The 21,316-nt window shown below is 28.8% G+C and carries 25 protein-coding genes; 8 read left to right on the top strand and 17 right to left on the bottom strand.

What is annotated here, in order from left to right; translation table 11 throughout:
• Positions 1-13: 13 nt before the first annotated feature.
• Both KV700_RS11170 and KV700_RS11165 read right to left on the bottom strand, forming a co-directional pair.
• Complete coding sequence (locus KV700_RS11170) at positions 14-1,063, bottom strand: response regulator (RefSeq protein ID WP_166383894.1); 1,050 nt, start codon at positions 1,061-1,063, stop codon at positions 14-16.
• Positions 1,060-2,301: a PAS domain-containing sensor histidine kinase gene (locus KV700_RS11165; protein ID WP_218597930.1), complete on the bottom strand. Its 1,242-nt coding sequence runs from the start codon at positions 2,299-2,301 to the stop codon at positions 1,060-1,062. The genes KV700_RS11170 and KV700_RS11165 overlap by 4 nt, the downstream gene beginning before the upstream one ends.
• A 136-nt stretch (positions 2,302-2,437) precedes the next feature.
• Here KV700_RS11165 and KV700_RS11160 point away from each other — a divergent pair, with 136 nt between their 5' ends.
• The 4 genes from KV700_RS11160 (at position 2,438) to KV700_RS11145 (ending at position 4,772) form a co-directional block, all read left to right on the top strand.
• The gene (locus KV700_RS11160) at positions 2,438-2,845 is read left to right on the top strand and encodes a hypothetical protein (RefSeq protein WP_218597929.1); all 408 of its coding nucleotides are present in this window, start codon (positions 2,438-2,440) and stop codon (positions 2,843-2,845) included.
• Positions 2,846-2,930: 85 nt separating this feature from the next.
• The gene (locus tag KV700_RS11155; protein ID WP_166383900.1) at positions 2,931-3,815 is read left to right on the top strand and encodes a DnaJ C-terminal domain-containing protein; all 885 of its coding nucleotides are present in this window, start codon (positions 2,931-2,933) and stop codon (positions 3,813-3,815) included.
• Positions 3,816-3,817: 2 nt separating this feature from the next.
• The gene (locus tag KV700_RS11150; protein ID WP_166383902.1) at positions 3,818-4,114 is read left to right on the top strand and encodes a chaperone modulator CbpM; all 297 of its coding nucleotides are present in this window, start codon (positions 3,818-3,820) and stop codon (positions 4,112-4,114) included.
• Between the two features lie 196 nt (positions 4,115-4,310).
• Complete coding sequence (locus tag KV700_RS11145; RefSeq protein ID WP_166383904.1) at positions 4,311-4,772, top strand: pyridoxamine 5'-phosphate oxidase family protein; 462 nt, start codon at positions 4,311-4,313, stop codon at positions 4,770-4,772.
• Positions 4,773-4,852: 80 nt separating this feature from the next.
• On the opposite strand, the gene KV700_RS11140 is transcribed toward KV700_RS11145, so the two are convergent.
• On the bottom strand, positions 4,853-5,188 hold the full coding sequence (locus KV700_RS11140; RefSeq protein WP_166383906.1) for a single-stranded DNA-binding protein: 336 nt from the start codon (positions 5,186-5,188) through the stop codon (positions 4,853-4,855).
• 178 nt (positions 5,189-5,366) lie between these two features.
• On the opposite strand from KV700_RS11140, the gene KV700_RS11135 reads away from it, so the two are divergent.
• Together KV700_RS11135 and KV700_RS11130 are read left to right on the top strand one after the other, a co-directional pair.
• Positions 5,367-5,909, top strand: coding sequence for a GNAT family N-acetyltransferase (locus KV700_RS11135; RefSeq protein ID WP_218597928.1), 543 nt, complete (start codon positions 5,367-5,369; stop codon positions 5,907-5,909).
• Entirely contained in the window at positions 5,899-6,249 is a 351-nt protein-coding gene (locus KV700_RS11130) for a hypothetical protein (RefSeq protein WP_165731465.1), read from the top strand. The genes KV700_RS11135 and KV700_RS11130 overlap by 11 nt, the downstream gene beginning before the upstream one ends.
• Before the next feature lie 206 nt (positions 6,250-6,455).
• Here KV700_RS11130 and KV700_RS11125 read toward each other — a convergent pair whose 3' ends face one another.
• The 6 genes from KV700_RS11125 to KV700_RS11100 form a co-directional block, all read right to left on the bottom strand.
• Positions 6,456-6,926 (bottom strand): CBS domain-containing protein, encoded by a 471-nt coding sequence (locus tag KV700_RS11125; protein ID WP_166383910.1) that lies wholly within the window; start codon positions 6,924-6,926, stop codon positions 6,456-6,458.
• 898 nt (positions 6,927-7,824) lie between these two features.
• The gene (gene pyk / locus KV700_RS11120) at positions 7,825-9,252 is read right to left on the bottom strand and encodes a pyruvate kinase (RefSeq protein ID WP_166383912.1); all 1,428 of its coding nucleotides are present in this window, start codon (positions 9,250-9,252) and stop codon (positions 7,825-7,827) included.
• Between the two features lie 2 nt (positions 9,253-9,254).
• Positions 9,255-9,704 (bottom strand): IPExxxVDY family protein, encoded by a 450-nt coding sequence (locus KV700_RS11115; RefSeq protein ID WP_240914566.1) that lies wholly within the window; start codon positions 9,702-9,704, stop codon positions 9,255-9,257.
• A gap of 112 nt (positions 9,705-9,816) precedes the next feature.
• Positions 9,817-10,554: a ribonuclease III gene (rnc, locus tag KV700_RS11110; protein ID WP_166383916.1), complete on the bottom strand. Its 738-nt coding sequence runs from the start codon at positions 10,552-10,554 to the stop codon at positions 9,817-9,819.
• Between the two features lie 6 nt (positions 10,555-10,560).
• Positions 10,561-11,814 (bottom strand): beta-ketoacyl-ACP synthase II, encoded by a 1,254-nt coding sequence (gene fabF, locus KV700_RS11105; RefSeq protein ID WP_166383918.1) that lies wholly within the window; start codon positions 11,812-11,814, stop codon positions 10,561-10,563.
• A gap of 6 nt (positions 11,815-11,820) precedes the next feature.
• The gene (locus tag KV700_RS11100) at positions 11,821-12,057 is read right to left on the bottom strand and encodes an acyl carrier protein (RefSeq protein ID WP_004569249.1); all 237 of its coding nucleotides are present in this window, start codon (positions 12,055-12,057) and stop codon (positions 11,821-11,823) included.
• Between the two features lie 171 nt (positions 12,058-12,228).
• Between KV700_RS11100 and KV700_RS11095 the strand changes: the two genes are divergently transcribed.
• Positions 12,229-12,801, top strand: a complete 573-nt coding sequence (locus KV700_RS11095) for a phosphoribosylglycinamide formyltransferase (RefSeq protein WP_166383920.1) — start codon at positions 12,229-12,231, stop codon at positions 12,799-12,801.
• Complete coding sequence (locus KV700_RS11090) at positions 12,794-13,429, top strand: viroplasmin family protein (protein ID WP_166383922.1); 636 nt, start codon at positions 12,794-12,796, stop codon at positions 13,427-13,429. Before KV700_RS11095 ends, KV700_RS11090 begins: the two co-directional genes overlap by 8 nt.
• Positions 13,430-13,946: 517 nt before the next feature.
• Here the strand turns inward: KV700_RS11090 and KV700_RS11085 are convergent.
• The 8 genes from KV700_RS11085 to KV700_RS11050 all read right to left on the bottom strand — a co-directional run bounded on the left by KV700_RS11085 (position 13,947) and on the right by KV700_RS11050 (position 21,315).
• The gene (locus tag KV700_RS11085) at positions 13,947-14,264 is read right to left on the bottom strand and encodes a GIY-YIG nuclease family protein (protein ID WP_218597927.1); all 318 of its coding nucleotides are present in this window, start codon (positions 14,262-14,264) and stop codon (positions 13,947-13,949) included.
• A 278-nt stretch (positions 14,265-14,542) separates the two neighbouring features.
• A complete protein-coding gene (locus tag KV700_RS11080) occupies positions 14,543-17,197 on the bottom strand; it encodes a carboxypeptidase-like regulatory domain-containing protein (protein WP_218597926.1) in 2,655 nt (884 codons plus the stop codon).
• A 6-nt stretch (positions 17,198-17,203) separates the two neighbouring features.
• A complete protein-coding gene (locus KV700_RS11075) occupies positions 17,204-17,941 on the bottom strand; it encodes a GLPGLI family protein (RefSeq protein ID WP_166386213.1) in 738 nt (245 codons plus the stop codon).
• Between the two features lie 63 nt (positions 17,942-18,004).
• Entirely contained in the window at positions 18,005-18,268 is a 264-nt protein-coding gene (locus KV700_RS11070) for a hypothetical protein (RefSeq protein ID WP_166386211.1), read from the bottom strand.
• Between the two features lie 813 nt (positions 18,269-19,081).
• Positions 19,082-19,822 (bottom strand): GLPGLI family protein, encoded by a 741-nt coding sequence (locus KV700_RS11065; RefSeq protein ID WP_218597925.1) that lies wholly within the window; start codon positions 19,820-19,822, stop codon positions 19,082-19,084.
• Between the two features lie 52 nt (positions 19,823-19,874).
• Positions 19,875-20,093, bottom strand: coding sequence for a hypothetical protein (locus KV700_RS11060; RefSeq protein WP_166385898.1), 219 nt, complete (start codon positions 20,091-20,093; stop codon positions 19,875-19,877).
• A gap of 226 nt (positions 20,094-20,319) precedes the next feature.
• Entirely contained in the window at positions 20,320-20,457 is a 138-nt protein-coding gene (locus tag KV700_RS11055; protein WP_166386207.1) for a hypothetical protein, read from the bottom strand.
• Between the two features lie 135 nt (positions 20,458-20,592).
• Positions 20,593-21,315 carry a GLPGLI family protein gene (locus KV700_RS11050; protein WP_166386205.1) on the bottom strand — a complete coding sequence of 241 codons (723 nt, stop codon included), beginning with the start codon at positions 21,313-21,315 and terminating at the stop codon, positions 20,593-20,595.
• Position 21,316: the final 1 nt, after the last annotated feature.

Raw genomic sequence — 21,316 nt, 5'->3', positions numbered from 1 at the left:
ATTTGCTTTCTTTTTAGCAAATTTCTTTAAGTTTCTCTAAGTCTAAAATTCTAATAGTTCTACCTTCTATTTCTATTAAACCTTGTTTCTTAAAACTAGACATTGTTCTTATTAACGTTTCTGTTGCAATACCGGCAACACTTGCTAAATCGTTTCTAGAAATTTTTATATGATCTTCTGGTTTTCTATTTAACTTTTCTGCAAACATTAAAATTGTTTTAGCAGTTTTTTTACTCACAGAACTATACGCCATTTGCAAAAGTTGGTCCTTTACAACTGCCAAGTCTTCTGTTAACAATTCTATTAACTCTAATGTTACTTTATGGTTTTTATTTAAAACACCTGTTAATGTTTTTTTAGAAAGCCCTACTAATTCGGTTTTTTGAATTGCCGTTGCAGATTCTTGATATGCTAAATTTTGAGAAAAAGAAGTATAACCAAACAAATCATCTTCTTTATATAAAGCAGTTGTAAGTTGTTTTCCTTGTTCATCTAGCTTATGGCATTTTATAAGTCCTTTATTTATTAAATAAATATAATTAGAGTTATTCCCTTCTTTATAAATGCTTGCATCTTTTAAAAAAGTAAAAGTTTCTCCATTATCTTCAAAATAATTTTTTAAGTCATTAAGACTTCTAATGTCTTCTACTTCTTCTGGTATTACTACTTTGGTTTCTCTACGATCTTTTAGTATCGCTGCTTTTGCCAATCTACTTTCTATAGCACTTATTAACTCATCTTCATTAAAAGGCTTGGTTATATAGTCGTCTGCTCCTAAATCCATTCCTTTTCTAACATCTCTTCTTTCTGTTTTTGCTGATAAAAAGATAAACGGAATGTGTTGGGTTATTTCGTTATTCGTTAAAGCTTCTAAAACACCATAACCATCTAACTCTGGCATCATGATATCACAAACAATAATATCTGGCACCATTTTTTTAGCTAATTGTACTCCTATTTTACCGTTAGCAGCACTCGTAACTTCATAGTTTGATAATTCTAAAAGTTCTAATGTGTTTTCCCTTAAAACTACATCATCTTCAATTAATAGTATTTTTTTCATATTGCTTTGTTAATAACCTTCAATGTAAAAGTAGATCCTATATTCTCTTCACTTTCAAAAGTAATCGTTCCTCCTAAATTTTGTAAATGACTTTTAATAATATTTAAACCAATTCCGGTTCCTTCCGTTAATAATGCATTTTCTGCTCTAAAATAACGGTTAAATATATTTTTTTGATCGGCTTTAGGAATACCAATTCCATGATCTTTTATTTTAATAGTAGTAGCTGTATTATCTTGCTTTATTTTAATATCTATTTCAGAATTTTCTGGCGAGTATTTAATAGCATTGTTTATTAAATTAGATAATGCCAAGGCGATGGTTTTTTCATCTTGTGTTAAAGAAATTTCATCTATATCTTCTGGATATTTAATTCTTTGGCCTTCTTTTAAAAGCATGTTTGCATTATAAATTACCTCATCTACAACCTTACTTAATCTAAACGTATGAAAGTTGTAATTTATCTTACCCGTTTCTAGCTTTTCTACCGATAAAAAATCATTTAAAATATTATTTAAATAATGTACTTTATTGGTAATGGTTTCTAAGTGCTTATCTCTTTTTTCTTGTTGTTCTGCCAATTTATATTTCCCTAAAAGCATTGTAGACGTTAAAATACCACTTAAAGGTGTTTTAAACTCATGAGAAACTAACGATAAAAACTTCGTCTTCAATTCATTAAGTTCTTTTTCCTTTTTTAAAGCATCTTTAATTTTAGTCTCTGCTTCTATTCTTTTATGGTTTTCTTCATCTAATTCAATGTTTACAACCTTTAATTCATGAACTGTTTTACTTAATTCTTTTGTTCGCTCACAGACCTTTTTTTCTAACTCATTATTTAATTGATGTATTTCTTCTTCTTGTTGCTTTCTAACAGAAATATCGATTACCAGAGCCATTATAAAAGTTTGTCCATTAATTTGGAACGGATTTAAACCTGCCTCTAACGGAAAAATAGCGCCATTTTTTCGGGCTCCATACAAGTCTCTCCCGTTGCCCATCTGCCTTTTTTCTTTGTTCTTCATAAAACCCTTAAAATGGGCTCCGTGACCTGCGTGATAATTTTTAGGTATTAAAATATTAAGCGATTTATTTAAGAGTTCTTCTGGGTTATAACCAAACATTCTCTCTACAGATGAATTTACAGAAACTATGTTTTGTTGATCGTTTACTACAACAACTCCCTCTGATACAGCCTCAAAAAGTACATTAAAAACATCCCGATCTTTACTTAGCATTTGGTAATAAATTATCTAATTAAACAAAGATTAAAAATACTACATTTTATATTGAAATTATAACATTTTATGACTAATATCATAATTATGTAACTCATAATTATATAACTTTACTCATATTCATAAATTCTTAATTATGAAACCATCACAAAACACAATTATTTCTTTTTATGAAAACTTAGGTAAATTATTTTTCGCAATTGCAGCTGCAGACAACATTGTAGAAGAAGTAGAATTTAATGTTTTAAAAAAAATAGTAAAAGACAAATGGACTAAAATAGATCCTGTAGATGATGGTTTTCATTCGGATGCAGCCTATCAAATAGAAACTGTTTTCGATTGGTTAAACAATGAAAGTTTTTTAAATTCTGAAACTTGCTACAATGAATTTATCGACTTTAAAAAAGAACATCCGTCCTTATTTACCGAAGAAATAAAAAGTCTAATTATAAAAACAGCAGCCAAAATTGCTGCTTCTGTTGCAGATTTAAATAAATCTGAATTAAAATTGGTTGCAAAACTAAGTTTAGAACTTGAAAAATAATAAATTTAAGTAGTATTTTAACTAAGTTGTTGTTCACAACCAAATTAAAAAAAATACGTATATTACTTTCTAAATACCTTAATTGATGGCTTCTATAGATTATTATAAAATTTTAGGAATTACCAAAAGTGCTTCTGAAGCTGATATTAAAAAAGCTTACAGAAAATTAGCACGAAAATACCATCCAGATCTAAACCCGAATGATAAAACTGCCGAAAAGAGCTTTAAAGAAATTAACGAAGCAAATGAAGTTTTAAGCAATCCAGAAAATCGTAAAAAATACGATGCATATGGAGAGCATTGGCAAAACGGAGAAGCTTACGAACAAGAAAAACAAAGACAGCAAGAACACCAAAGTAGGTCTCAAAGTAATCAAGGTGGGTATTCTCAAGAAGATTTTTCTGATATGTTTGGTGACATGTTTGGTGGTGCTTCTTCAGGAAGAAGAACGAATGCTAAATTTAGAGGGCAAGATTACAATTCTGAAATTCAACTAAATTTAAACGATGTTTACAAAACACAAAAACAGGTAATTACTGTTAATGGAAAAAACATTAGAATTACAATTCCGGCTGGTGTAGAAAACGGACAAGTAATCAAAATAAAAGGGCATGGAGGAAAAGGTGTAAATGGTGGTCCGAATGGCGATTTATACATTCAGTTTTCTATTGTAAATAATACAAAATTTAAACGAGACAAAGACAATCTTTATATTGATGTAGATCTAGATTTATATACCGCTCTTTTAGGCGGACAATTAACGGTTGATACTTTTGATGGAAAAGTAAAACTAACCATTAAGCCAGAAACAGAAAACGGAACCAAAGTAAAGTTAAAAGAAAAAGGATTTCCTAAATATAAAAAAGAGGGGCAGTTTGGAGATCTATATATCACTTATCAACTTAAAACACCAACTAAATTAAACGAAAAAGAAATAGCATTAATTAAAGAATTACAAAAACAACGCTAAATATGGAAACTCAAAATTTAATATCTATTCAGCAGTTTTGTGCCCACTACAGCATTCCTACAGCTTTTATAAATGAATTAAAAGAGTATGAATTAATAGAGGTTATTGTAGAAAATGATGATCATTATATTAAAGTTACTCAAATAACAGAAGTTGAAAAAATGATTCGTTTGCATTATGATTTAAACATAAACTTAGAAGGTGTAGATGTAATTTATAACTTATTAAACCAAGTAGATTCTTTAAAAAAAGAAATAACCAATTTACAAAATAAACTCAGGTTTTACCAAAACGAATAAAATTCGAAAATAATTTCTTGTAAAAAAGAGTTCCTTATTTCAGCTTTTATACTTCATCTTTTAAGATTTTTAACACATCTAAACCTTATAATTTAAAATCTATAATAGTTAAAAAATCATTAAACTGATATATATCATATTTTATCTAATTAACTTTAATTAGATTAGGTACTTGTTTTAACTAAAAACCAGCATCATGACAACTAATTTAAAAGAGAGTGAATGCATAAACATATTAGAAAATAACTATATAGGGCAACTGAGCTATATTTATATAGAAAGACCTTTTATTGTACCCATGACCTATTTTTTTGACAAGAAAAAAAGCATTGTTGGCTATTCTGAAGAAGGTCATAAAACAAAGGCAATGAGAAATTATAGAAAAGTTTCTCTACAGGTTTTAGAAAAAGCAGACGGCAATACGTGTAATTCTGTATTAGTGCATGGTGTCTATGAAGAACTATCTGGTTCTGTAGCAAAAAAATATTTGCACGATTTTACCGAGGGTATTAAAGCACTAATTTTAAAAAAGGAACACAGAGATTTGCATTGTATCAGTGATTTCTCTAACAAAAGTACCCTTAAAAAAATTCCAATTGTTTTTAGAATTACAGTCAATGAAATGACAGGTAAAAAAATTACAAACAAAAGTTCTTAATTCTAACAACGTAAACATCTAATTTAAAAAGACCATCTAAAAAGTTACAATACTTTCTAGACAGCCTCTTTCTATGTAAATTATTTAGCTCCCAAGAGCAATAATTCATTCACCATAATTTCTGTAATATATCTTTTTTCTCCTTCTTTAGTATCATAAGATTTATTTGTTAACTTTCCTTCAACCGCAATTTCTTGCCCTTTATTTACATAGTTTTCTACTACCTTAACCAAGCCACCAGTAATAACAATATTATGCCAATAAGTACGCTCTACTTTATTACCTGCTTTGTCTTTGTAACTGTCATCTGTAGCCATAGAAAATTTAGCCATTTTATTACCATCTTTAAAAGTTACTATTTCTGGATCTTGACCCAATCTACCAATTAACTGTACTTTGTTTCTTAACGTATTCATAAGATAAGTTTTTATGCATTTTTATTGAATGCAGATTTATAATTTGTTTTTGTCAAATCGTTTTGACTCTGCAAAGTTGCGACACCATTGCAACTTTATTCGGTTACAAAACAATTACTTTCGGTTGTAATTACTTGTAGTCGTTTGTAAACGGATAAAAATTAAGTATATTTACCTTATGAAATTTCATTTAGAAACAGAAAGACTACTTCTTAGAGAATTTAGAATAACTGATGTCGAAGGAATGTTTGAGTTAGATTCTAACCCAAAAGTTCATCAATATTTAGGAAAAAAAACAATTAAAACGAAAGAAGAAGCAAAAAGAATGATTGATTTTATTCTAAAACAGTATAAAGAAAATGGTATTGGACGGTTTGCTGTTATAGAAAAATCTTCAGGTAATTTTATAGGTTGGTCTGGTTTAAAACTAAATAAAGGAACAAAAGAAAGCTTAAATGGTTTTCAAGATTTTATTGATATTGGCTATCGCTTCATTCCGAAATATTGGAAAAATGGATACGGTTTAGAATCTGCCATTGCTTGTTTAGAATATGGTTTTAAAACCATGAACTTAGACATTATTTATGGTGCTGCAGAAATTGGAAATATTGGTTCTAATAAAATTTTACAAAAAATTGGTTTGCAATTTGTAAACGAATTTAAAGAAGATAATGAGCTGGTAAATTGGTACGAACTAAAGAAAGAAAACTATGGAAAGTAGAAAATGTTTAGAGTGTGATGAAGTTGTTAAAGGTAGAATTGATAAGAAATTCTGTTCAGATTATTGTAGAAACGCGTACAACAATCGTGTTAACAAAGACAGTAAAAACCTCATTAGAAATATTAACAATCGACTTAGAAAAAATTACAAAATTTTATCAGAATTAAATACAACCGGTAAAACAAAAGTAACCAGAACCAAATTGTACGATAAAGGATTCGATTTTCAGTTCTTTACCTCTATTTACAAAACAAAAACTGGGAATACTTATTTTTACGTTTACAATGAAGGTTATTTGCCTTTAGAAAATGAGACTTTTTTATTAATTAGAAAAGAGTAAAAGCTAATATTAATTGCAACCTTACGTTATACTTAAGCTTTTATAAAAATTGAAGGAGAAATTACTGTTAAAAATATTACAAAGTGGAAAAGCTTAAAAGAACCCATAGAAGGCTATTCGTATTCTAAAATAGCCGAACTAGAAAGTTCTGATAAACAAAAATTAATTATTACAGATTTACCAAATATTAAATCTAAAAAAAGGTTTTAACTATTCCAGGTATTACCTTTTACACTTATTGCAGCTTTTAACACATCGGTTTGACTAATTTGACCAATTAATTTTCCGTTATCTACCACAGGAAATCTTCTTCTGTGAGAACTAATAAATTTGAAAGCTGCATCAAAAATATTCGTGTTTTTATCAATCGTATCAACATCAGTTACCATATATTTACCTACCGTATTGTTAACATCAGAAGGCATATTATAATATTTACTTTCAGAAATGTGTTTAATACAGTCTGTTTCAGAAATAATACCAATCAATTCATTTTGATCATTTACAACAGGTCCACCAGAAATTTTATGTGTAATTAATTGTACAATTACATGATCTAACGTATCCTCTGCTTTAAAAGTTATCAATTTTTTGGTCATATAATCAGACACTAAAATTTGTGCATCCTCTTTTCCCTGACTTGTATCTCTTTTTCCTTGAAAGCTTTTAATTGCCATAGTAATTTTATTTTTTGGTTCTCTTAAATTTACTGTTTTTTCTGTTTTATGCAACAATTACATAAAGTTTTTTTTTATTTCATACTTTTATAGATACTTATTTATCAAATAATTAAACGAAAAACTTTTCTTCTCTTATATCTGTACTTATAATTTTTTAGAGTTATGTATTGAAGTTTTTCTAATTTAAAACCTACATTTTATCGAGACAAAAAACATCAAAAACTGTATTTTTAATTAAAAATGCGCTGTTTCATTTAAAAAATAATACCAAACGATGTCCATTTAACCATTTTAGAGAAAAAAGAAAATATTAATAGATTCAATTTTAAAAGGTTAATGCCTTTATACGGGTTGTACTATTATCTGGTAGGTTTTCTTCTTGCTTATGGAAGCTACTTTTACTCCTTTACACTCTATATAAAGCCATTTTAAAGAGTTTTATTCATAATGTATATAAGTATGCAGCTGCATTTGTATTTTTAAGTCTACGGGTATTATTTAAGATTTATAAATATATTATTAATCAAAAAAAAAAATGATTTTACTAATTGCACTAATTGTAATTTGTTTAATTATTAATTTCTTTATAAAAAGATGTTTAAAAGAAATACAGATAATTAGGCATCCTTTTGTTTTAAAGAATAACAAATAGCAACCAAACAAGTTTAGCCCTGATTGAAACGGCATCCTTTTTAATACCTTGCTAAGCAAGTGAAATCTATTTTAATTAAGAGATTGCCATAGTTTATAAAAAAGAAAACTGCGCAATGACATATTAAAAAGATACAGTGGAAAGCAGGAAACAGCTTCTAAAGAAACTATACTTTTAAATTTAAAGCAAAAAAAAGCATCCTGATTTCTCAAGATGCTTTATAAAATATTATTTTATAGGTATTTATTCTATTTCAGAAACTCTTAAAGTGTTCACCATTCCTTTAGCCTCAACTGGCATAGAAGTAAGGTTAATCATTAAATCTCCTTCTTTAACAAATCCTTTTTCTTTAGATATTTTGTTAATATCTACAACAGTATCATCTGTACTTAAGTTTTTATCGTAATAAAAAGCTTTAACACCCCAAAGTAAGTTTAGTTTTCCTAAAATTCTTCTTTCTGATGAAAATGCTAATATTTTAGCTTGTGGTCTCCATGCTGAAATTTGGAATGCTGTATAACCACTATTTGTTAAAGTAGAAATTGCGGTTGCATCGATATCATTTGCCATTAAAGCTGCGTGATGACAAACTGATTTTGTTATAAATCTATTTGTTCTAATATGTGGTGCTTCATGTGGTACTTTAATCATTCTAGAGTTTTCAACTGCTTTAATGATTTCAGACATTTTCTGAATTACTTTTAAAGGGTGTTTCCCTACAGAAGTTTCTCCAGATAACATTACTGCATCTGCTCCATCCATAATAGAATTGGCAACGTCATTTACTTCTGCTCTAGTTGGAACAGGGTTATCAATCATTGTTTCCATCATTTGAGTTGCAATAATTACAGGAATTCTTGCTCTCTTTGCACGTCTTACTAATTTCTTCTGAATTAATGGAACGTCTTGCATAGGAATTTCTACTCCTAAATCTCCACGGGCAACCATTAAACCATCACAAAAAGGAATTAAAGCGTCTATATTTGCAACTGCTTCTGGTTTTTCAATTTTAGCAATTACGGGTACTCTATAATCTGAATGCTCATCGATTAAATCGCGTAACATTCTTAAATCTTCTGGTGTTCTTACAAAAGAAAGTGCCATCCAATCTACGTTTAAGCCTAAAGCAAAAACGGCATCTTCTTTATCTTTTTCTGTTAAAGCGGGTAAAGAAATAGCTGTGTTTGGTAAGTTTACTCCTTTTTTAGAATGTAAAGGTCCACCAACTATAACTTTTACAACAACTTCTTTGTCTTTATCTGTAGAAACTACTTCAAAACGTAATTTACCATCATCTACCATAATGTTTTCCCCAACTTTTACGTCTTTAGGAAAACGTTGGTACGTCATAAATGCTTTTTGGTTGTTACCAATACACTTTTCTGTAGTAAAAGTAAAGAAGTCTCCATCTTTTAAGATGACATTTTCTTCCATAACTCCAACTCGAAGTTTTGGTCCTTGTAAATCTGCTAAAATTGCAACATTAAAGCCTTCTTCTTCATTAATTTCTCTAATTCTTAGCACATTTTGTTTTACAACTTCGTAATCTGCATGAGAAAAATTAATTCTAAAAACGTTGACACCTGCAATTGCCAACTCTTTCATCTTTTCTTTAGTGTCTATTGCTGGACCTAAGGTTGCAACTATTTTTGTTTTTTTGTAGTCTTTCATGTTTAAAATATTAAAAAGTCTTTAGACTTTAAGGTGTTTTTATCTATTGAATATGCGGTAATTACATTATCAATACTTTTAATACTATTTATAGTTTTCATAACAAACTCATACTCTGAATCTCCAGAAATTTTTAAAAAAAAATCTACTTTTTTCTTTTCTGGAATGAGGTATGTTATTGTTTCTGATGTTAATAACAATGCGTTAGATGCCGTTTGGTTTTCAGTTTTATAACTATTCGCTATTAAAAACCACTCGTAATCATATTCTATATTTTCATAATTATATATAGAAAAAGAGGCTGTCTTTTCTTCTATAACAAATTCTAAATCTTCTTTTGCTTTATAAAACCTGGTATTTAGGTTTTTATTTAATAAGTAGGCAAGTTTATAATCTTCTAATGTAGAATGGATTCCTATTAAAGAATATTCTTCTTCGCAAAAATCGTCCATTTCTAAAGCGTGTACCTGCATAGATAATAACTAATACTCGTTTTTATGAAAAACAAAATTACTAATTGTTTACGAACTTTACCGTTAATTTTAACGAAAACGTTATCGTGAGTTAGCCTATATTAATTTGTTTTTGAAATGCAAAGTAGACTCTTTTAGATGCTTGCTCTTCTGCTTTTTTCTTAGAAGTAGCTCTACCCTTGGCTATTTGCTCTCCATCGATACTAATCTTTACACTAAAATGTTTGATTGCCTCGTTACCAGAATCTTCATACGTTTCAAAAGTATATTTCTTCTTTTGTTTCTGACACCATTCTATAATAAGCCCTTTGTAACTTGTAATTTTTCCTTCTAGCTTTTCAATGTCTACATAAGGAACAATTACATTTTCGTAAATAAATTTCTGACAAGTATTGTAGTTTTTATCTAAATAAATAGCGCCTACTAATGCTTCAAAAATATTACCATGAATATTATCACCAACGTTAGATTGATCTATATTACTTTTTACAAAACGTATTAAGTTTAAGTCTTTTCCTAATTCATTTAAATGCTCTCTACTAACAATTTTAGAGCGCATTTGTGTAAGATAACCTTCACTACCTGTAGGTACTTTTTTGTATAAATAAGATGCAATTACAGATCCTAGAATAGAATCTCCTAAAAACTCTAAACGTTCATAATTAATAGGTATTCCTTTACTATCTAGCATTTGCACAGATCTATGTGTAAATGCTTTTTTGTATTTATTTATTCTTCTAGGAGAAAAATTAAGTAGTTTTTTTAATTCGTTGTATAATTGTGCATCCTCTTCATTGTGAGGTTTTACTATTTTACGAATAAAATTCATAGAGTATTATTCATCTAATTTTTTAAATGCAACACATGCATTATGCCCACCAAAACCAAAAGTATTACTCATAGCAACGTTAATCTCTCGCTTTTGAGCTTTATTTAAAGTTAAGTTTAATTCTGGATTGATATTTTCATCTACATTAACATGATTAATTGTTGGTGGCACAATGCTATGTTTCATTGCTAAAATAGCAGCAATAGATTCAATAGCTCCTGCAGCACCTAACAAGTGACCTGTCATAGATTTTGTAGAATTAATATTAATGTTTTTAGCATGTTCTCCAAAAACCGCAGAAATAGCTTTCAATTCTGCAACATCTCCTAAAGGAGTAGAAGTACCATGTGTATTAATATGATCTACATCTTCTGGTTTAATACCTGCATTTTCTAAGCAGTTATTCATTACAGCAATAACACCAATTCCTTCTGGGTGAGGTGCCGTCATATGATAAGCATCAGAAGACATACCGCCTCCAATAACCTCTGCATAAATTTTTGCTCCCCTTGCTTTTGCATGTTCGTAGCTTTCTAAAACCAAAGCACCGGCTCCTTCTCCTAATACAAAACCATCTCGTTCTGCATCAAAAGGTCTAGACGCTGTTTCTGGACTTTCGTTTCTTGTAGATAAGGCATGCATGGCATTAAAACCACCAACACCAGAAATTACAACTGCAGCTTCAGAGCCACCAGTTACAACAACATCACAAGTACCTAAACGAATATAATTTAAAGCATCTATCATTGCGTTTGCAGATGATGCACATGCAGAAACTGTAGTATAATTTGGCCCCATAAATCCATTTTTAATAGAAATATTTCCTGGCGCAATATCTGCAATCATTTTTGGGATAAAAAATGGGTTAAATCTTGGTGAACCGTCTCCAGCTCCAAAATTTATAGCTTCGTTTTGAAAAGTTTCTAAGCCTCCAATTCCTGCTCCCCAAATTACACCAACGCGTAATTTGTTTAATTTTTCTAGATCAAAATTCGCATCTGCAATTGCTTCATCTGAAGCAACCATTGCATACTGCGTAAATGGATCCATTTTTCTAGCGTCCTTTTTATTAATAAAGTCCGTTACCTCGAAATTTTTTAATTCACATGCAAAACGAGTTTTGAACTTGGCAGCATCAAACCGCTTGATAGGTGCTGCACCGCTAACTCCGTTAACTAAAGCATTCCAATACTCTTCAATATTATTACCAATTGGCGTAAGTGCGCCAAGTCCAGTGACTACAACTCGTTTTAACTGCATATAAATTTACTTTTTAGCTTCTTCAATATAGCTTACTGCTTGACCTACTGTTCCGATGTTCTCTGCTTGATCATCTGGTATTTGAATATCAAATTCTTTTTCGAATTCCATAATTAATTCAACAGTATCCAAAGAATCTGCTCCTAAATCGTTTGTGAAGCTAGCTTCTGTTGTTACTTCGTTATCGTCTACGCCTAATTTGTCTACGATAATAGCTTTTACTCTTGATGCAATGTCTGACATAATTTTGTGTTTTTTAAAATTTTAATCGTGGCAAAAATACAAATCTTAGCAATTAAAACTAATTTTTGCCGCGAAAATGATGTTTAAAAGTAAAGAAAAATATTTAATCTTCACTTAAAATAATCTATTTGTTAATAATTATTCTTTTTTTTGTAGCTTAGAAATGAAGTTATGAAGCGTATTGTTATTTTTGCATCTGGTTCTGGAACGAACGCAGAAAACATTATTAAATTTTTTAATCATACTAAAACCGCTAAGGTTACTACTGTGCTATGTAACAATGAGCATGCCAAAGTATTTGATAGGTGTAAAAAATTAGACATCAAATGTTTACATTTTAAAAAAGAAGCTTTTTTTACTTCGGATGAAATTCTAAACCTATTAAAAGAGCAGGCAGATTACATAGTTTTAGCAGGTTTTTTATGGAAAATTCCAACCAAAATTATCGATGCTTTTCCTAATAAAATCATCAATATTCACCCTGCATTATTGCCAAAATATGGCGGAAAAGGGATGTATGGAATGAACGTTCATAAAGCCGTAAAAGAAAATAAAGAATTAGAAACTGGTATTACAATTCACTACGTAAATGCCAATTATGATGAAGGTGCCATCATTTATCAGGCAAAAACTGCCTTAAACGAGGAAGATTTACCCGAAAAAATTGCAGAAAAGATACATATTTTAGAGCAACGTTACTTTCCTAGAGTAATTGAAGATGTAATTTTAGCTATAAATGAGTAAAAAAAAGTTTTATGTAGTTTGGAACGGACACAGAAAAGGAGTTTTTACGTCTTGGAAAGTCTGTAAAAAGCAAATTGATGGTTTTGAGGGTGCGCAATACAAATCTTTTGCAGATTTAAATGAAGCCGAAATAGCTGCAACCAAAAATTATGCAGACTATGTTGGTAAAGACACTAAAAAGAAAACGTTATCATCAACAGAAAAAGAAAAAATTGGAAGACCTATTTTAGAAAGTATTTCTGTAGATGCTGCTTGTTCTGGAAATCCTGGTAAAATGGAATACAGAGGCGTTTTAACGCATAATAAGCAACAAATTTTTATAAAAGGCCCATTTGCTAGAGGAACTAACAATATTGGTGAATTCCTAGCTCTAGTGCACGGAATTGCTTTATTAAAGAGCAAAAACAAAGAAAATATTCCTATTTATTCCGATTCTAGAATTGCCATGAGTTGGGTAAAGCAGAAAAGATGCAAAACCAATATGCATTTTGATGCTTCTAATAAAGATTTATTAGAGTTGATAAAAAGAGCTGAAACTTGGCTTAAAAATAATACGTACAAAAATCCTATTCTTAAATGGGAAACCAAAGCCTGGGGAGAAATTCCTGCAGATTTTGGGAGGAAATGAATTAGAAGCCCATCCCAACCTTCCCAAAGGGAAGGAGCTAACTTGTTTGTAAAAATTATTTGTTGATAACATAAAATTGAACAAGCAAATTGTCATTTCGACGATAGGAGAAATCTCATAACAGTGATAACAAACAAGTCTTAAAAAGCATTATGGGATTTCTCCCTAAAAAGGTCGAAATGACAAAACTGTGTAAAAATAAACTCAATAATTGTCACTTCGAAGTAATGAGAAGTCGCATAACAATGATAATATAAAACAGAACACTCAAATTGTCATTTCGACGATAGGAGAAATCTCATAACAGTGATGATAACAAACAAGACTTAAAAAACATTATACGATTTCTCCAAAAAGTTCGAAATGACAAAACTGTGTAAAAATAAACTCAATAATTGTCACTTCGAAGTATTGAGAAGTCGCATAACAGTGATAATAACAAACAAGACTTAAAAAAACTTTATGTGATTTCTCCAAAAAGGTCGAAATGACAAAACTGTGTGAAAATCAAAAAGTATTAATCAAACTCATTATTCAAAAAAGTAAAAGAAGGATTCATTTCTCTTATAAGTGTTAGTTTCTTCTCACGTCTCCATTTTTTCAATTCTTTTTCCCTTGCAATAGCCAGTTGAATCCAAGTATGCTTTTCGTAATATACTAAAAACTCAATATTATATTTTGCTGCAAATGTTTTCTTCTTTTCAAGTATGTTTGTTTTATGCTGTTGTAAACGTTCTTTTAAATTATTCGTTACTCCAATATAAAATGTAGAACGGTAACTATTAGTAATTATATAAACATAATAACTATGAAATCCTTTTTGTGGGTTTAGCATACTTTTTTCCTTAAAAGGTATGGATTATAAGAAGAACCTCCAAAATTTGTCACTTCAAAGTAATGAGAACTTGCATAACAATGATAACACAGCAATGCTTAACAAGCATTATGTGATTTCTCCCAAAAAAGGTCGAAATGACAAAACTGTATGAAAACAAACTCAATAATTGTCACTTCGAAGTATTGAGAAGTCGCATAACAGTGATAACCAACAAGACTTAAAAAACTTTATATGATTTCTCCAAAAAAGTAGAAATGACAAACTGTGTAAAAAACCTATAAATTATACCCAATACTAAACATTACAATTCTTGGTAAAATAAAAGTTTTACTGTCTGATATTAAATAATCTGAAAAACTGTTGCTTTGTTTAAATTGTGCATTAAACATATTTTGAACACTTAATTTATAAGACCACGCAGAATCTTCATTTTTGTAAGACAAAGTGGAGTTCGCTATTTCATACACGTTTTTTTGTCCCAATGTTTTATTCTGATAATTGCTTAACCTATAATCGAAATTAAAAATAAAGCCTTTTAAAAAATCATAATCTACGGTTACAAAAGGTTCTGTAGTTATAAATTTTGAGGTTGAATTACTAGAAATAAATTTACCAATATCTCTACTAACACCAACTTCTATGGTTGGGAAATTATCGAACATAGTTTCGAAACCGACTTCGTAATTATAACTATTATTTTTATTGGTTTGTGTATTTCCATTTAACTCTTGTAGGTATTTATTGTTACTAAAACCAACATCAAACTTATATTTTATTTTTTTTATACTTTTCTCTAAATGCACATTTCCTCTAATATCTTCGGATGGATTGTCGAACATTTTTACCGTTAAAAACTGATTGACATCATTAAAATCTACCGTATTTCTAACACCTTTTATCTGTTTGTTATAATTTAAGTTTGCAAACAACATTAAACCTCTGTACAAACTAAATCTACTATAATAAATACGAGCAGCATGATATAAATTGTTCTCTAAGTTTTCGTTTCCTTTAAAAACCGAATTATACGATTGTAAATAAAACCGATTGGCAAATTTTTCTACATCAGAAAAAGATGTTTTTAAATTATAATTCAGTTGTATTTTTTTTGATTTATTAAACTCAATTTTAGCTAAAAAATCAGGTAAAACAATCCATTTGTTGTTTTCTAATTGGGTTTGTTTGTTTAAGTTCCATTTATAATTGTGCAACTCAACACCTTGTTTTAGTGTAAAAATTCCAGTTCTAAATTTGTAATGCATTCCTACAAAGAAATCGTTTAACTTTAAATTTAAGTCGTTACCAAAATCATCCGAAGAAAAATTATTAGTGGTTCCGTTGTCTAACGTCTGAAAATCATCACTTAAAAAATCTTCGTTTAAAAACTTATTACCTAACGTTGTATAAATATGATTGCTATTGTTAATTTCCCAAAAGTGTTTAAAAACCGCATCAATATTTTGTTCTTTGGTATTTTTAAGTTGATGAATTCTTAACAAGTCTTGATCTGCATCCGCAGGAATTAAACCTTGTAAAATAGCATCTTGCGTTTGCCAGTAATTTGTTTTGTCACTTTTATTAAACACATAATTAAAAACGGATGAAAACGTGTGTTTATCGTTCTGTCTTTTATGCCACTCTATATTTTGGTTGATATATGTTGCCGTTAAATCTCTATCTGTAGCAATGGTATTTGTATTGGCATTTATTAAAGAAGCAACTGTATTATTTTTAGTGTTATTGGTTCTTTTTACTTGGGTTCTTGCGTACCATTTTTCTTTACTATTTGGTGTGTATTCTATATTAAGGTTCCCAATTCCTAATAAATTATCTGTAGCTGTTTTGTTTGTTTTTTGCTCTGTAAATGTGGTGTATTCATTTTGATTTTCTACAAAACTACTCGTATTTGTACCAGAAAAAATAGCATAACCAGAAATGTCTAAGGTTGATGTTGCTGTTTTTGTAATGTTTAATGCGCCAAATTTTTGTTGACTGGTTAGCAAATCTCTACTTTCTAAAAACTGAGAAAAATCGCCACCTTTAAAATTAAAATTACCTCTAAAAATGGAATTCATTCCGCCAGAAAAACTCATATAATCTCTAAACGTAAATGTTTTTTCGCCAATATTATTGATGTTTCCTATAAAATTGACATTGGTTTTGGGTGAATAATAAAATAAATTAGCACTTGTTTTATAAAAGTCTTTATTCCCTTTTCCTGCCTCTATATCACCAAAAAGAAAACGTTTTTTATCTTCTTTTAGTTTGATGTTCATAGCAGTTTCATCAGAATCTGTGAGTCCTTTTAAAAAAGCAACTTCGTTATAATTATCGATTACTTCTATATTACCAACAGCATCTGCAGGAATGTTTTCTACAGCCAATTTAGAATTACCACCAAAAAACTTCTTGCCATCTACTAACATTTTGGTAATCTTCTTGCCTTGTACGGTAACCGTTCCGTTTTTATCTACTTCTACACCTGGTAATTTTTTTAACACATTTTTTAGTTTGCGTTCTGTTCCGTTTACAAATTTATCGGTTTTATAAGTAGTTGTGTCTCCTCTAACAGTTACAGGCATTTCTATAACTACCTCATCTAATTGCTCTGAAGATTGTTGTAAAACAAAGTCTTTTTTAGTAGTTTTTAAGGCTATAAATTGATGTTCTACAGGTTTATACCCTAAATAAGAAATACTAATAGAAATGGTGTCTCCTTTTTCTAATAATAACTTATAATAGCCTTCGTTATCTGTTATGGCAAATTGTAAGTTTTTAGAAACGTCTTTCGGTTTTGCTATTACATTTGCATACGGCATTGGGGTTTGTAAACTATCTTTTACAGCGCCTGAAAGGGTTACTTTTTGGGCAAATAAAGAAGTAGAAATAATAATAAAAAAAAGTAATGATAGAAAGTGATTTAATTTCATATATGATTATCTTTTTTTATAAAATTCGGAAAATGATGTTCTTTTTAAAATGTCAAATTCTTTTCTAGAAAGTTTTTTTATTTTTTTCGGTTCTTTTATTATAATCTTTCCAATTGGGTTTAATTCTATTTTTATAGCCGTAATAACTATTGTATTTTTACTAATCTCTAAAATTACGCCAGGTAAACCAAAATAATTCATAACTCCGTAACTGTATGGGATTTTTGGAGTGTACCAAGCTTCTAAAGTTATTTTTTCTGTTTTTTTATTTCTTAAAACGGCTTTGTAACATAAAAACCCTCCGATCTTTTTAGTTTCTTGTTTTAACTCCCATATTGGCATTAAGTTTTGTATCAAAAAACACTCGCCTAATAAATAACAATCCAGAGTATTATTTTCATAGCTCATAACATTGTTAGATGTGTAGTATTTTTTTGAACTTCCTGACATAAGATATGTAAAGTTAAATTCTTCTTTATTTGTTAAATCCATTTTTTTTATAGCATGATATTCTGAAGCTACACTATTAAAATTCAATATTACTTTAACATCTTTTGCCTTTTTATAAAGTTCATTTACATGTTTTCTTATGTGTTTTTTATTCTTTTTACCTTTTTCTTGAATATAAGCTAAGGCCTTTTTGGCTGAAGCAAGGTATGTAATTCTCCCTTCGATGTTTTGTGAATGAAAAACAATTACATTTAAAAATAAAAAAATTAACAAATTGATATATTTTTTATTCATTTTATAAATAATTTTATATCCTCAATTTTTTTTAAACATTGAGGGTATTATTTTTTAATATTATTAACAACCTCTAAGACAACCAGTGTAATACCTCATATAAATTTCCATATACATGTCGTCATCGTTAGGATGGTCACCTATATCTTCTGCAATCTCATAAGTATTACCTCTAGCCCATCTTACACAACCACCAGCACAACCAAAATCTTCGACGATTTCAATAGCCTTTGCTGTTGTTGTAATCGGTGTTTCAGTCGAAACATTCGCATTCATCATAGTTCCTGTTGCAAAAACAAAAACCATTGCTAAAATTAATTTTTTCATAATATAAAATTTGTAATCCAAACTTTAAATTTGGATTCTTTGATTTAAAAATATTTAGAGGTTTATATGAGTTAACAAGTTTAAATATCTCTAAAAACTTGTAGAAAAAGGGTTACTTTTGTAGCCTTCCTCTGTTTGTTGGTGTTTATTTACATAAGCATTTGTTTAAGTTATACATTTATTTACAAGGTTTTTATATTTCTTAATTCCGCAAGCGGAGGTTTTTTGTTTTCGTTATCCATATCAATAGCTTATTAGTTCTAAGTGAGATTTCTCATAAGTTTATATTGAGCGTAGTCGAAATACCAAAAAAAGGAGCATTTCGAAATGACAATTGTCTTTATTTTACAATTGTTCTATGCTATAACATTAAAAAAACAACTGTTTGTGAGATTCCTCAATCGCCCAAAAAGGCTCATTTCGGAATGACACATGAGTATTATTTAAAAGATTACTTCATCTAAAACTATTTGTATTGACATTTTTTTTGGGGGAGACGAAAGAAATTTTCTTTTTCATAACAATTTCTTTTTCCAAATTTGGGAAATATATTTTATAACACCAAAAAATCCTTTCCTCTTTTTAGATTAACTGTTTTCAGGGAGTTAGCTTCACTGAAAACAGTTAGTCCAAAAAGGAAATAAAAAAAATCTTGACTAATTGTTATGAAATACTATAGGCACTTCTATTAAAAAAGAGTTTTTAAACAATCTTTTACACTGCTTAAAAAGGTTACTTTTTATGAAGAACAAAAGTTGAAATATTAAAAAGTAATAGAAATAGGAGTTTGTTTTTCATAGATTATTAACTAAGTTATAAACCTTTACTTTTTTTAAATTTTTGCATTGTTGATGATGCTTTTTCTTGATATTCCTTTTCGGTTACCTTAATCCCTTTTGTTGGTTTTTCTATTTTTATTTCTTCTTTAGGATTTAACATGATTTTTTTTGCATAATAAATTTTCTTATAAACCTCTAGCTCTAATATTAAACCAGGTAAACCATCATAACCTAAAGGACCAAAAGAAATTGGTATTTTTGTTGTAAACCAAGCTGTAATTAAATGTTTTCTACCTTTAGTGTTTACAATAATCTCTGTTGTAGCTTTAAAACATTCGAATTCTCCTATTTTTTTAGTTTCTTTTTGTATTTCCCATTTCAACTTAGGTTTTGTAATTAAAAATAATTCTCCAAAAGCATTTAATTGTAAAATCCGTTTATCTTTATTATAGTAAACTCCTTTATCATATGGCCCAGGACCTAATTGTTTTTTATGATTACTTTCAGACTCTAATAATGGTTTCATTGTAAAAATTCCAATATTATTATCAACCCTAAGTTCGAAAGTTAATTTTTTTTCACCTTCTGCATATAGTTCATACATTTTTTGAAATCTTTTATACTTTTCTGGGGTTTCTTTCATTCTCTGTTTATCCTTTTCAGTTAAAACCCTTTTCTTAGATTTTTTTCCGTATTCAATTACCCCTCTAGAATTTTGTGAATTGGTATTAAAAAAAAAGAGCAATACAAAAGGTATTATTAATATTTTATTCATAATTTTTTATTTTAAAAGGTTGCTAGTAAAACTAACAACCTTTGTTTATTATTTACGCACAATGTGTTTCATAGTATTCGTTCATATAAAACCATTCTGAATATTCACTATACCCCATGTCAGTTCCATACTCCCAAGCTTCCGAGAAACAATCATCTGCTTTTTCAATAGTTCTTGTTATTTGTGTAGTTATTTCTTTGTTAGAAGTATTCGCATTCATCATAGTTCCTGTTGCAAAAACAAAAACCATTGCTAAAATTAATTTTTTCATAATATAAAATTTGTAATCCAAACTTTAAATTTGGATTCTCTGATTTAAAAATATGTAGAGTTTTATATGAATTAACAAGTTTAAAATTCTCTAAAAACTTGTAGAAAAAGGTTCTCACATTAATCAGATTTCTCAATCGCTAAAAAAGCTCATTTCGAAATGACTATCGTTTTATTTTATATTTCTTAACTCAAATATAACTAAACAGTTAGTTTTAACTAATTATTTAGTTATAAATATTCAAAATAGTTGCGAAATCTCCCTTTTTTAAAAGCAACTTATAATAGCCTTCGTTGTCTGTAATTGCAAATTGTAAGTTTTTAGAAACGTCTTTAGGTTTTGCGATTACATTTGCATACGACATTGAGTTTTGCAAACTGTCTTTTACAGATCCTTAAAGGGTTACTTTTTGGGAGAAGCCTGTAGTTGATAAAGCAAAAATAAATAGGAGGTTCTTTTTTATGAAGTTTTTTATTTTTATTCTTGTAATTTTATACATTTAATTACCAAAAACACTCTTTTTGGCTTTACCAATAATTTTTTTAAATTCTTCTAGAGTTACAAATTCTCCTCCTTTTGGCTCAATTACATGTACCTCATCTTTTGGGTTTAATATAATTTTCTTGACTCTAAAAATAGATCTACTTATTTCTAATTCAAGAATTAAACCAGGTAAACCATATTCTCCTTTTGGACCAAAACTAACAGGTATTTCTGGAGTATACCAAGCAATTACTTTTTCATTAGCTCTAGTAGCCTTTAAAACTTTGTATCCATTAATGGTTTTAGTTTCTTGTGTTAATTTCCATTCTAAAAATTCATTAGGATATATAAAGCAATCACCTAAGGATTCACAATTTTTTATTAAGTATTTTTTATCTTTATCATTGTAATAGTATTTATTAGTGCCTCCAGCATTTATTTTAGCTATTGATAAACCTACATCATTATCATCTATATTCATATTATCATCTACCTCATAAATACCACTACCATTTTTAAATGTAATTTTTGAATTGATTGGTTTTGCCTGAAAATAAACTTTATCTAACGTTTTTATAAGTTCTTTATTTTTTATTGAATCTTTCTTCTTTTTTAAATATTCTTTTAGAATTTTTTCACTTATTGTTGATTCGTAATATACGATTCCAGAAAAATTAGATTGCCCCCAAATAATTGAAGATGTAAAAAATAACAATACTATTGTAAACTTGTTTTTCATC

The organism is Polaribacter sp. NJDZ03, from assembly GCF_019263805.1.
Taxonomy (GTDB): Bacteria; Bacteroidota; Bacteroidia; order Flavobacteriales; family Flavobacteriaceae; genus Polaribacter.
This window is presented reverse-complemented; position numbering and strand designations above follow the sequence as displayed.